The organism is Cohnella kolymensis (genome assembly GCF_000829465.1).
Taxonomy (GTDB): domain Bacteria; phylum Bacillota; class Bacilli; order Paenibacillales; family Paenibacillaceae; genus Cohnella; species Cohnella kolymensis.
The window spans coordinates 145,798-159,051 of the sequence record NZ_JXAL01000024.1; the positions used below are offsets into that span (position 1 = coordinate 145,798).

Annotated in this window: 9 protein-coding genes and 1 riboswitch; of the genes, 5 read left to right on the top strand and 4 right to left on the bottom strand. The window is 49.3% G+C overall.

Annotated features, from left to right (window positions below):
• Positions 1–92 precede the first annotated feature (92 nt).
• Both SD71_RS15785 and SD71_RS15790 read left to right on the top strand, forming a co-directional pair.
• The gene (locus SD71_RS15785) at positions 93–638 is read left to right on the top strand and encodes an RNA polymerase sigma factor (RefSeq protein ID WP_041061486.1); all 546 of its coding nucleotides are present in this window, start codon (positions 93–95) and stop codon (positions 636–638) included.
• On the top strand, positions 625–1,665 hold the full coding sequence (locus SD71_RS15790) for a hypothetical protein (protein ID WP_041061488.1): 1,041 nt from the start codon (positions 625–627) through the stop codon (positions 1,663–1,665). Before SD71_RS15785 ends, SD71_RS15790 begins: the two co-directional genes overlap by 14 nt.
• A 73-nt stretch (positions 1,666–1,738) precedes the next feature.
• Here the strand turns inward: SD71_RS15790 and SD71_RS15795 are convergent, their stop codons facing one another.
• From SD71_RS15795 to SD71_RS15805, 3 genes are all read right to left on the bottom strand, one after another.
• The gene (locus SD71_RS15795) at positions 1,739–2,797 is read right to left on the bottom strand and encodes a ribonucleotide-diphosphate reductase subunit beta (protein WP_041061491.1); all 1,059 of its coding nucleotides are present in this window, start codon (positions 2,795–2,797) and stop codon (positions 1,739–1,741) included.
• A 27-nt stretch (positions 2,798–2,824) separates the two neighbouring features.
• Positions 2,825–5,101: a ribonucleoside-diphosphate reductase subunit alpha gene (locus tag SD71_RS15800; RefSeq protein WP_041061496.1), complete on the bottom strand. Its 2,277-nt coding sequence runs from the start codon at positions 5,099–5,101 to the stop codon at positions 2,825–2,827.
• Positions 5,102–5,235: 134 nt separating this feature from the next.
• Positions 5,236–5,428, bottom strand: a riboswitch (cobalamin riboswitch).
• Between the two features lie 47 nt (positions 5,429–5,475).
• Positions 5,476–5,688 (bottom strand): hypothetical protein, encoded by a 213-nt coding sequence (locus tag SD71_RS15805; RefSeq protein WP_041061499.1) that lies wholly within the window; start codon positions 5,686–5,688, stop codon positions 5,476–5,478.
• 652 nt (positions 5,689–6,340) lie between these two features.
• On the opposite strand from SD71_RS15805, the gene SD71_RS15810 reads away from it, so the two are divergent.
• The 3 genes from SD71_RS15810 to SD71_RS26290 are packed head-to-tail and all read left to right on the top strand — an operon-like array spanning position 6,341 to position 7,393.
• Positions 6,341–6,685: a hypothetical protein gene (locus tag SD71_RS15810; RefSeq protein WP_041065144.1), complete on the top strand. Its 345-nt coding sequence runs from the start codon at positions 6,341–6,343 to the stop codon at positions 6,683–6,685.
• Position 6,686: 1 nt separating this feature from the next.
• Entirely contained in the window at positions 6,687–7,187 is a 501-nt protein-coding gene (locus tag SD71_RS22385; RefSeq protein WP_052476309.1) for a histidine kinase dimerization/phospho-acceptor domain-containing protein, read from the top strand.
• Positions 7,187–7,393: an ATP-binding protein gene (locus tag SD71_RS26290; protein ID WP_407637552.1), complete on the top strand. Its 207-nt coding sequence runs from the start codon at positions 7,187–7,189 to the stop codon at positions 7,391–7,393. The genes SD71_RS22385 and SD71_RS26290 overlap by 1 nt, the downstream gene beginning before the upstream one ends.
• Positions 7,394–7,632: 239 nt before the next feature.
• Here the strand turns inward: SD71_RS26290 and SD71_RS15820 are convergent, their stop codons facing one another.
• Positions 7,633–12,969, bottom strand: a complete 5,337-nt coding sequence (locus SD71_RS15820; RefSeq protein ID WP_041061507.1) for a S8 family serine peptidase — start codon at positions 12,967–12,969, stop codon at positions 7,633–7,635.
• Positions 12,970–13,254: the final 285 nt, after the last annotated feature.

The following is a 13,254-nucleotide window of genomic DNA, read 5'->3' on the forward strand; positions in this document are numbered from 1 at the left end:
GAATTAAGTATACAAACAATCTGCTGACAAATACAGCCAGTTTGGAACGAACTTCCGATTTGAATTGTCTAACTAATAGAGGTGAGATCGTGATGGAGCTGGAGTATTGGAAAGTGGCTGAAAGTCTGGATGCCGAAAGTTTTCGGGAATTAATGCTGACATATGGCCAGGAAGTCTGGAATTATGCTTTCTTGCTAACCAACAGAGCTGACCTTGCGGATGACATCTCGCAGGACGTGTTTCTGAAAGTGTATCGTAATATCGCTTCTTTTCGGGGCGAATCCTCCATGCGAACTTGGTTGTTTGCCATCACGCGCAATATTTCGATCAATTACCGCAGGAGTGCCTTCATGCGTAAGATTGTTTTGGCCGAATCGGTAACCCCCAGCGAAACCCATCCGTCCGCCGAGCAGGAAGCGGTGCAGCATTCCCTTTCCAGCGAACTCTGGCAGCTGGTCATGAATCTACCCGTTAAATATCGTGAAGTTCTCGTCCTGCATGCTAAGAATGAACTGTCGCAAAAAGAAATCGCGCAATTGCTCGGCGTATCGGAAGGCACGGTTAAATCGAGATTATCGCGGGCGCGTCAGAAAGTAAACGGAGCCTGGAAGGAGGAATGGATTCATGGAAGAGCGTGAGCCGCAATGGTATGAAGCGCTGAAATCAGATCCGATCAAGGCAAAGACATTCACTATGGAAAAAATACTGAAGATTGAGCAGGCGGCGGAAGCCGTGGAGGAACGGCGGCGCTTTCCCCGTAATGTGCTGCTAGCCGCTATTTCTTCGCTTGCGGTATGCGCGGCGTTGGTGATTGGATTCGCAATGCAGGATCAAACCGAGCCGGCCGCGCAACAGCCGCCGCTGCCGTCGGTCAGCTCATCTCCGGCCGTGGAGACGGAGCCGGCGACCCCGGCACCGCCGGCATCTTCGACGCCTGTGGTGCGAATAACCAAGCAAGGCACCGGTGAATATGTAGCAGGCGTTGACGCCCACACTGTGGCGATCAACATCGACGGGCAAGAAACGGCATTTCAAACGTATGAAACTCCCGACCTGGATTTCCGTGAAATCAATGAAGGCGACAAAGTCTGGATCGAGTATGAAGAAGAACCGCTTGAGGGCGGCATTTTCCAGCGATATTTGAAGAAGATCAAGAAGATCAAGAAGATCGGCGACGCTCCGCCGAAGACAGGGATTGATTTGCTTCCGCGGCAGAAGGACTTCACGGTTGAAACCGATGGTGGCCCGTGGACTTACTCAGGAGGCCTGAGGATCTTACCCGAATATGCTTTGTATGTGCTGGAAGGATTAACGTTTGACGACGCCTCGCGAACAATGACTTTTGAAACGGATGACCGGTATCGGGCCACCATTGAAAAGCTGCCTGCAGGCTATAAGTTGGAAGAGATCAAACAAGCAGCGGAGAAAGAGCTCATCCCGATCGGAGAGGTGCAGGAAACCCCTCCCTCTGAAATTAGCCCTTCACTTGGCGGAGCGCTGATGATGCTCACTGCAAGCAGCGATACCAGCACCCGGCAACTGATTGTGAAGCAAGTTGATGACGCCGTGTACGGCATAACCATCGACTTTCCACAGAGCGGCACCGTCTTGAATTTCTTGCCTCGAATATACACCTCGGTCAGCACTCTGTTAACGAACAAGTGAAGTAACTACCGTGCTATACAAACAAGGAGGAGTCGCTTTTATCAGCGCACTCCTCCTTCTTTTCAGCTAATTTTCAAAGTTCGAAATCATCAAGGGCATCCAGATCGAGATCGGATCCTCCCTTTGCATAATTGATAACCTTTTCCTCAAAAAAGTCCGTCTTTGTCTGATTAAATTGAGTGAATTGGCGAATGAACGGCAGCGGATCCTCCACCTCCTCGGGATACAGCGGCGTCAGTCCAATTGCTTCAAGCCTGAAATTTGACAAATAGCGGATATAGTCTCGTATGAGGCCGCTATTCAAGCCTTGAATTCGGTCGCCGAAAGCATATTCACCCCATTCGATCTCATGTGCAACCGCCCGCCTCATCATATCCCGAAGCTCTTCTTCGAATGCAGGTGTGAATATGCCCGGACACTCACTGCGAAGCTCCCGGAACATATTCTGGAACAGCGCAAGATGCGTCAATTCATCGCGGTTAATATATTTGATCTCCGTACCGACTCCCGTCATTTTTCCAAATCGTGCAAGATTATAGAAGAAAGAGAAACCCGCATAGAAATAAATGCCTTCCAGAATGTAATTCGCCATCATGACTTTGGCAAAGCCCTTCTCGGTCTGTTCATCGATAAATTCCTGATAGCAATCGGCGATATAACGGTTTCTCCGCAGCAGATAGGGATCCTTAATGGCTATTTCGTAAATCTCCCGCTGCCGCTGTGCGCCTACGATGCTTTCCAAAATGTAGCCGTAGCTCTGAGAGTGCAAAGCTTCCTGATAGGTTTGGATATTCAGCAGCAGATTGACTTCAGGCAGTGTGACGTACTCGTTAATGTTCGGCAGATTGACGGTTTGCAGAGAATCGAGAAACACGAGAAACGAGATGACCTTGTCGAAAGTTTCCCTCTCGGCCGGTTCCAGCCGATCGTAATGAAGCTTGTCCTGCCCCAGCGAAATTTCTTCGGGAATCCAAAAGTTTTGCATCATCGTTTTGTATAGCGGAAAGCTCCACCGGTACTTGTTGTTGCTTAACATCATCAGATTGGTCGTCTCGCCGCCGATCAGTGTCCTGCCGGATTCACGGGTATCGGCGTCGGGATTGAAGAGCGCTTTGGGATTCAGCGTTTGCATGCGATTATCCTCCTACGAAATATACTGTCAAGCGGAGCAAGCCGCACAGTCTTCTACCTCCACACTTCGGCTGCGCGTATAATACAGCGTCTTCACACCCTGTTCCCATGCGGATACATAAAATTGGGCAATGTCGGCTGCTTTCGTTTGCGGAGTAATATAAAGATTGAAGCTTTGAGACTGGTCGATATGCCGCTGCCGGGCCGCGCATGCCCGGATGCTCCAACTCTGGTCGATCAGATGCGCCTCCTTATACAGCCAGAAGGTGTCGGCATTCAAATCGGGCGCGATGATCGGGATTACGGCGTTTTTCTTTTCATCCAAATAAAATCTCGCATATATCGGATCGATGCTTTGCGTGGAGCCGCCATACTGCGAACTGGAGCCGTTCGGAGCTACAGCCATCAGATAAGCGTTCCGCAGCCCGCACGCCGCGACATCCGCAGCCAGTGCTTTCCATCTCTCGCTCGTATACTCACGCCGCTCAAAGTAGGCGCCCGTTGCCCATTCCGACTCTGAGAAAAGCGGATAAGCCCCCTTCTCCCTCGCCAGATCGCAGCTCGCCTTTATGGCGTGATAGGCGATCGCTTCGTAAATCCGGTCGGCGAATGCGACATGCTCTTCGGATTCCCACTGAATTCCCTGTATGGCCAGCATATGATGGTAACCGAAGGTGCCGAGTCCGATTGACCGATAGTTGCTGTTCGTCTGTTCCGCCTGCTTCACCGGCAGATGGTTAACCGTAATGACGTTGTCGAGCATGCGAATAACGACCGGCACAACCTTGGCTATACTTTGCTCGTCTTGCAGCCGTCCAAGATTCAGAGATCCGAGATTGCAGACAACAAAGTCCCCGCTTCTTCTCGTTTCCGCCACATACTCATTGCCGTCCCGATCCTTGCTTATGCGTCTTTCGACCGGACCGCTTGCGGACATGTTCTGATTGATTTCCATACACAAGTTACTGGAGTAAATCATTCCTGCGTGCTTGTTCGGATTCATCCGGTTAACCGAATCGCGATAGAACTGGAAGGGCGTGCCGGTTTCCGTATCGGATTTGATGATCGCCTTCAACAGATCTATAGCAAGCACTTCTTCTTTCTTCAAATCGGGGTGGTCAACGCACTGCCAATAACGCCGGGTGAATTCCCCTTGCTCGGTTTCATCGTAGCAATCCTCCAGACTCCAGCCCATCACGCTGCGGATTTCATGCGGACACATCAAGTAAAACTTGCCGTCCCTGACACGTGTTTCTTTCTTTAACTGCCGCATAAAAACGTCCGGTATGGATATCGCAGGAAAAATATCATGTGCTTTACGGCGTTCATCCCCGTTATTCGTTTTCAAATTCAGAAACTCCCAGATATCCCGATGCCAAATGTCCAATGTAACACTGACCGCGCCGCTGCGCATACCGAGCTGATTGCAAGCAACCGCAGTGTCATTGATAATGCGAGCCCACGGAATGACGCCGCCGCTTGTCCCTTTGAATCCTCGTATATCCGAGTTTGCGGCCCGCACCTTACCTATGTAAATTCCCATTCCCCCGCCGTACTTGCTCACCTGGCTGAACTGATCCACAACGTGAAAAATGGATTCGAGAGAATCATCCATTGTGCCGATAAAGCAGCTCGACATCTGGTTATACGGCTTTCGCGCATTCGACATCGTCGGTGTCGCCGCCGTCATCTGCAGGAGAGACATGACATCATAGAACTCTTTGGCCCAGCGCACCCGGTCCCCCGGTTTCTCCGCCGCGGCAATGGCCATCGCAACTCCCATGAAAGCCTCCTGCGGCAGCTCGTAGACCTCCTTGTTGAAGCCCCGCACGCAGTAACGTTCGGCAAGCGTCTTCACTCCGACATAGGTGAACAACTCGTCCCTTTCCGGCTTGATGTACCGGCCCAGTTCTTCAATCTCCGACTTCTTATAAGCTTTGCGCACATATGCTCCGTATAAGCCCAGCTGAGTCAGCATCTGCACGAGGTCATAAAAGCTTCCGTACCCGAACGATTTACTCCCATAACCGCGGTTCACCGCCGCCTCCTTGTACAGATCATACAGATACAGCTTCGCTGCTACCTTCTCCCATTGCGGCTGTTCCACCGAAATTTTCTCGGTGGCGGTCTGGATCAGAATGCGCTGAATCTGCTTTGTCGACATTCTGTCCTTCAGCTGCGGCAACAGGGCTTCTTCCATCTCAATGTCGGACAGTCCGCTGCCATCCATCGCATAGTCGATCACTTTCTTGAATTTCGCAAATTGCATTTCTTCCGTTTGACCGTTTCTTTTGACAACTATCATTCCATTTTTCCTCCATTTCGCAATAAAAAAAGCATCCCAACGTTTATAGAAAACGTCGAAATGCCAAGTTGTACTCGGTTAACGGGTGGCAACCCTGCCGCCCCATCTCAACACCTCCCTATCTCCCGTAGGTCATTAGTGTTCAAGAAACGGCAGGTCTCCTGGCTTAGGTTCTTCACGTGGATGCGCCTTCCCGGCCGACGGCCAGTGGACAAATGCATCACGTTCCCCATTACAGTGGCGGGACCGCGTCGGTTTTACACCGAACTTCCCTATTAAGTCTCTTAGCATGCGAATGCTAGAAACACCGATTTCTTCACAATATTTAGTTATGGGACTGAGTTTACCATCAATATATAGTGTCAGTCAAGTCGTTAAAATGTGAATTTCCACTGCTTATCTCCCATCGTTTCAATTTGTGGCTCATACGCAATTAATGCACCCTTTGAGACAAATTCATTGTATAGTTCACCCACACCATCAAAATCACTGTAAAAGTATGAATCCCACCCTGTTGCGGGGCCTTCCCACTGACTTGGGTAGCCTCTCTTCCCCGCTTTCGCATTGGGCCGAACATTTGTTTTCATGATTCGCCCCCTGAATGCACTTTATTTGGAAATTTCGCAACCCAAAGGTTATTATACAGCGAATTCCTGCGGCCGGGGTAGGACTCGAAGGACGATTATATTCTTAAAAATAAGGCTCTGTTAAACTTTGTTGTTGATTATTTAGTCGGTTATCCGCTTGCCTGTGACCTCGAAAGGTGAGCCGGATTGGGCCTACATGGAAAGTTACATCAATACGCTTCCTTTTAGTTCGCAAGGCTGTCCTGATATTTGAGACAACTTATATGTGTTCGAACCGGCGGGCTGTGTCGCTCACCCACCTGCTGCCGTAATTTAAATATTTCTATTGTAATATTCTTCCTGGTGTAGCGAAAGTGCCGTCTGTGACGGATGGAAGAGGAATCTCTCTACCTGACCGGTCAAAACTCGCTCCGGCAGCTTTTTGATGTTAAGGCCGTCGACTGTAATTTGCACTGATGAGTTGAAGAGCGGTTCGGTTGTGTGTAAGAGAGGATCCGATACAATTTCTTGTCTTTTATCGATATATGTTCTTGAATTAAAGGACAGTTATGCGAAACAAACCAAATATGAATTATTTTATTAACATATATGATTTAAAGGTATTCGGCTAATATTTGTCGAATTAGTCCGTAATAAGGCGGTGGCTTTAATAATGAATAATGAGTATGTTTCAATCATGTTAAGCCACAAAGCGACCTTATCGAAAAGATGGTCTCGGGAAGTTCGTGAAATTTATCCCGATCTGCCTCTAGACTCAGATGAAAATATTGATAATTATTTAGATTATATAATGAAATTAGAAATCCTTGCGGACGACCATCCAATTTTTAATTCTATACCCAAATGGTCCAAAATTTCACTGGATCGGTATAACTATATTGAATATATTCTAATTACTACAAACATTTGGAGAAAAATTATTCTTGAAACTGTCGAAATGGTTGCCATAGAGAATCAGATTGACATCTATCAACTTATAAAAAAAGTACATATATAGGATGGATTTATTTGAGAAGCATGCTCGTGAAAATTATTGGAACATGACTCGGAATGTTATATTGGAAAAAGAGAAGCAAATTAACGAGCTACATAGTGAGCGCTTAACTCTGATTGGCAAAATGGCAGCCAGTATGGCTCATGAGATCAGAAATCCTCTTACCTCCATTCAGGGATTTTTAAAACTCATTAAACAAAACATTTCATCTGAAATGAACCAAAAGATTGCTAATTATTTAAAAATTATTGAAGATGAATTTGAGACTATTAATATGCAAATTACGGGTTTTCTCAGTTTTTCCAGGAATGTAAAACATGATGAATCGTACGAAAACATCTCTTTAATACAAATTATTAATTCAGTTCTATCCATGTTAAATCCGCGATTAATACAAGAAGATGTTATGTTTGTAAAAAAAAAATTTAAAAAGGATAAAATTATCAGGGTGCAAAAAGAAGGGCATACAACAAGTAATTTCAAATTTATTAAACAATGCAGCTGATGCGTTACTTGAAGTTTCCCATAAAAAAAGAAATCACACTGTCAATGAAAGAGGATGATGATAATGTGTATCTATATATATCTAACAATGGTCCAAAGATCCCTGACGAGATAAAAGATTTATTATTCACACCATTTATAACCAATAAATCATCAGGGACTGGGCTGGGCTTAACGATATGCAAACAAATTATGCAAAAAAAATGATGGTGATATACTGTTGGATACTAATGAAAATGAAACCGCTTTTATTTTGTCTTTTAAGAAAGAACTCGATTGAAAGATACTCACTAACGGGGGAACGATAGTTCAGCATTAAACACCCAATAATAAGGGCGTTTTTATTTTGGGCAGAAATCAACAATCAGAGTTAACAGAGCCAAAAATAATAAACAATGCCGCCCTATCGCCGGGCGGCATTGTTTATTACTGGTATAAGATCGAACTTACTTTACAACAATCGTATGCGTGATGGAATTCGTTGCGCCGGCGTTGTCCGTCACGGTTAAGGTCACGCTGTAGGAGCCGGCTCTCGAGAATGTGTGATTTACGCTTGCTCCGGAAGCAGTGCCTCCATCGCTAAATCTCCACTCGTAGCTGGCAATCGTTCCATCCACATCTCCTGAGAGAGAACCGTCGAATGTCACAGGTTTCTTCGGTTTTGCAGAACCAGGAGCTGTGATGACTGCAACCGGATCTGCGTTAGATGGAGGTTTCGGCTGTCCTGATACATACAATTTGCCAGGCGCCTGCACTTCCACTTCGTTACCCGCGTCATCCCGAACCCGGATAACGATGACGCCGCCGTTAACAACGAGAGACTCCGGTGTCGTATAAGTTCCTTCGTAGTGACCCGATGACGTTTCCGTCATCAACACTTCATTGCTTCCGGCAGCGCTTGGAGCCAGCGGGAGCTCAACCCTGAACGAGCCATGCAAGCCGGGTGCGCTATCAAAGGAAACCTGTAACGTACCCCCTGCTGTTATATGGACATCGCTGGCAGGAGAGATGTTGGTGATTTCCGGCAGATCAAGTACCACAACAACCGATCGGGTGACTGTCGTTTCATTTCCGGCACGGTCTTTGGCGGTGACGGTAATGAAGTTGTCACCTTCATTAACGAGAATGCGATGAGAGAACGTGCCGTCGGCTCTGAGATTCACTTGTTCATTGTTAACCGTAATCTCTCCGAGGTGCTCATCGCTTGCAGATCCTTCGACGTATACCATTTCCACATTTGTTTTGAATCCATCCGCCGGAGCGGTTACCGTCAACTCTGGAACTGTTTGATCCAATGTAACAATCACAGGCTCGGACCGGTCGGTCGATTTGCCGTTAACTACCGCTTCAGCAGTCAGTTGATTCTGCCCTGGCTGTAGTGATACGGGAATGCTGAACTGTCCTTCAGCCACCGTGCCGCTGCCTGCCAACTCCGTTCCGTTGTAAATGTTAACGGTCGCGCCGTTTGCAGGGGAACTGCCCGTGACGGTTATGGAGGTTTGGTTCGTAAATGAATTCGGAGCCGGCGATGCAATAACCGGAGCGTTCACCGGATATCGAACGATCGCGCGAATCATGTAGTTGCCTTCGTCAAGCGGCGATTGGCCCCACACTCCGCCCACTCTCTGCCAGCTGCGTTCGGCGTTGGTTCCGTCTTCGTCCGTCCCCAGTCCGGGTGTATTCGGATAGGCGGCTGTCTGAATGTATACGATGTAGAAATCGCCTTGTACGACAACGGGATCCGCCAGGCTGACGGACGTCCACTGCCCGTTGCGGAGAGCGGTACCGTCGAACGGACCTGCCAGCATCCGTCCGGGTGCTCCGCCAGCGCCTGATGCGTCAAATACCGCATATTGGAACGCTGTTCCGCCCGGCTGCGGCCATTCCGTATTCCAGAAACGCAACGACGCGCCGGTGACCTGAGCGGTTCCCGCTTGCGGAGTCATTCTAACCGCCCATGCATTGTTTGCCGCATTGAATGCTCTAGCGTTTTCCGCCGTACCGTCGTCATACCCGATGTCGCCCGCAAATCCAACAAAGGGTTTCAGGGCAACATTCGCTTCCACACTTTCGTTCGGAGGAACCGTCACCGTTACCGATTTGTTGTAATAATCAGGCGCGGAAACCGCCACTGTATACGTTCCTTCCAACACATCCAATGTAAATGCTCCGTCCGCGCCGGTCCGCACGGGAGTTATCCTTGCATCTTCCATCACAAACACTGTGGCATTGGCAATAGGCTCATGCGAGCGTTCGTCTGTGACCACGCCGGCAACACGACCATGAGGGATCGGCTGCAGTTTGAAATTGGCTGTCACTGCTGCGTTGTCAGTGATCGTTACAGGCGCAGTTTGTGGATAGTAGCCGTATGTTTCGGCCTTAAGGTGGTAATCGCCTGCGACATGCATGAAGCTGTACTGTCCGGTAGACATATCCGATTGAGTGGAGACACCGGTTTCAACGACCGTCACAGACGCTCCAACAGGTAAACTTTGCAGCACAACATCGCCTGTCGGCTTCTTTTCTATGAAATTGTCTTTACCTGTTTTCGTTAATTTGAACAGTAGATCGCCGTAGATGGGTTTCGGTTTTGCTGTTTCGCCGAAATCAGGCAGTACATCGGGTGTTGTCGCAGGCGCTGTAGTCGGCAGCACCTGGAAGTTGTCGATGTACCATCCGGCTTTTACAACGCTGTTGTCGGATGTCACTCTGAAACGAACTTTAATCTGCTGCCCTGCATAAGGCGCTAGGTCAAAGAAGACGGGAGTCCATTGCATTCCGTTGCTGACGTGTGAGAATTTGCCCAGTTCCGTCCAGGAGCTTCCGCCATTTGAGGTTATTTCTACGCGGCCGAAATCCCATCCGGTTTCAAAACTATACCAGTGATCGAATGTAAGCACGGCTGTCGATGCCGCAGTCAGATCAATGGTCGGGGATTCGAGAGAAAAATTGCTGCCGCTCAGGTAATTACCGTCGAGATCGGTGCCCCACACATTCGGAGGCGTTACGGCATTTGTCGGTCCGGGCGAAGCCGGCGCGCCGCGTTCCCATACGTCATTCGTCCCCTGATGGATCCAACCGTTATCCGTGCTTCCATCGAAGTTATCGCTGAAGATCGGGATAGAGCGTTGAACCGTAATGGAAACTTCGTTCGATTTGCCGCTTTCGTTACCGCTATAGTCTTGCGCGGCTACCGTGTAATAATAGGTGGTTCCGTCTGCCACAGTACTGTCGGTATAAACCGTTGCCGTCGTGGTTCCAAGCAAGTCATAGCCCGCACCCGGCAGTGTGGACCGATATACCGCATATTGTTTGAAGTCTGCGTCCGCAGAAGGCGACCAGCCAAGCACAACGTTGCCGGTCGGATCCGACGAAGCCGTCAAATTGGCTGGAACTGCCGGAGGAGTTGAATCCGGAGCCAGAACGGTCAGATCGTCGATGTACCAGCCCGCCCGTTGGACAGAACCATCCGAAAACAGATTGAACAGCACATAAATCCGTTGGCCGGCGTATTCGTTCAAGTCTATGAATTGCGTCTTCCAGCCTTGGCTGCTGCCGGTGAATTGCATTTTGGGAACGAAAGTGAAGTTGTTGTCCTCCGAAGCGATGTAAACGACGCCCGAATCAAAACCAGTTTCAAGATCAAACCAATGTTTGAAGGACAAAGCGACGCCTTGCGTACCGGCTGACAGGTCAATCGGAGGCGCCAGCAAGTAAGCATTCGAGTTAGGATCATACGGTCCATCCAAGTTAGTGCCTGCCAACTTTTGTCCCGATGCCGCGGAGCCCGGTCCGCTTGTCGGAATGCCCCACTCCCAGGTATTATGATCACCGCCTGTGCTGAACCCGTCGAAATTGGTTTCAAAATCCTGCATATAACCAGGCTGGACACCATTGGAGACAATGACTCGGTATTTCGGGGATTCAAATCCGTTGTTGCCGTAATCGTTTACCCGGATGTAGTACTCCAACCCGGCTGAATCAAGCAGAAATGCCGGTAACGATGTTTGATACATACCGTCTTTCGCATCACCTGAAATGCGTTCCATAGGCAGGTATACATATTGATCCGTGCCGACAATTTTGGCAAACGCCTCGACCGCGGTGACGCCGACGTTATCCGTGACATGAGCCGTCAACGGTACGTCAAAGCCTGTGTATACGACGGCCAGCGGCGTATGATCCAGTACCGGCGGTTCATCGTCGTCACCCGATGTCGTCACTTTTCCGGTGACGGTACCGATTCCGCTTATAACGGAACCAACGGCGTTAAAGGCGTTCACGAGCCCATACCCGTAACCGTTGTTCGGAGCTTCAGGAAACTGGCCATCTGTGCGTGGAGTCGCCGTAGTCGTGATGATCTGTTCCAATTGATCCACCGTTAGAGAATGGTTGGCCTGAAGCAAGAGCGCTGCAGTCGCTGTGGTATGCGGGCCAGCCATCGAAGTGCCGTTCCAGCCGCCTTCATAACCGCCGGGAACGGATGAGCGCACATTTACGCCCGGAGCCGACACTTCCGGTTTCATCTCACCGTATGGAGATGGTCCCTGGAGAGAGAAATTCGCCAAGTTACCGTTAATATCGATCGCACCGGTGGAGAACGATTCCGGATAGTTGGCGGGGTTCGCTACGGAACCTGGTCCACCGGGGTTGGTGGCGGTGACGTTGCCCGCAGAAAACTCAGGAAAAATCTGCGCGGCACGCCACGCCTGCACGATTGGGCGGAACCACTCGTCGATTCCTGGACCGCCGCCCCAAGAATTATTCACTACATCAGGCGCCAGCTCAGGATGGAGATTCCCTTCGGAATCCACCGGGGCAAGCAGCCATTGTCCTGCATCCAGAATAATGGCATCTGTCGTACTAGGGTTGAAAATACGTACAGCGATCCATTTAGCCCCTGGAGCAACGCCGATCTGGTTAACGCCGTCCGCTTCGGAGCCTACCATCGTACCCATTGTGTGAGTGCCGTGGCCGTGGCCATCCGCTGGCAGCGGCGAGTGACTATGCGCATCGTACCAGCTTAATTCGGGATGTGAAACATTGCCCAACGCATCGAGTCCCCGCCATTTGCGATTCAGGGCCGGGTGAGAATACTCCACTCCTGTGTCCAAGTTGGCAACGACTATGCCTGTACCGTCAATTCCCATTGCCCAAACCTCCGGAGCATGCACTTGCGCGATGTTCCATTCCACACTGCTCGGTTGGGCACCGGCCGTCGTGAAGCTGCTTGCCTGGCTTTTCTCCACCTTGTCGAGAAAGCGTTCCTGGTTAGGCAGAATTTTGTCGACCTCGGGGAGCTGTGCGATTTGCTCCATCGCTTCTTTTGTACTCGTAATCGCCATTGAGTTAACGATAAAAAAGCTCTTGTAATCTTTTACTTCTCCTTTGCCTTTCGCTTTCTTCAAATATAATTCCAGGTTGTACTGGGTACGGGAGGCCGTCTCGCGCAGTGTGCTCACAACGGAGTTTCGCATAGCCAGCTTGGCCGCAGAAGGTGTAACTTTGTCGGCTGTCGCTTGCTGCCGCGCTTTGTGCGCAGCAACTTGGGGATCCGCCTGCTCTTTCATTTTGACAAGGAAAGTGACGTATTGATCAGTTTCGAACTGTTTCTGTACCTTTGGATCTACCTTCACGGCCATAATCTGCGGAGAGTTGGACTTGAGATCGACTTTTTCGCCGGTGCTTGTTGGACCTGCTGCCTGTACAGGCAATGCGAATGAAAGCGTTATCAACAGTGCCATGCCGAATGAGATCTGTATACGGAATTTTTTCCAGTTCATTTGATTTTTTCACTCCTTCTAAATGAGTTTTACACCTTGGTAGAGCAAGCGTTCGCCGAACTCGGAACTTTTTGATTTACCCCCTTCATCCCTTGGTTTCTGCAGTATAAATCAGCAACCATCTATATGGCCGATCATGGTGTCAGTAGATAGAATCAGATGTGGTGAGTGGCCAGATTTGAGCGAGATCTTAGAAGCTATCTGAAATATAGGGCAATCCAGCAGAGCATTATACAACTCTACTTAACTACGATAACGGCAAATAATGAAATAAACCGGCGGAGC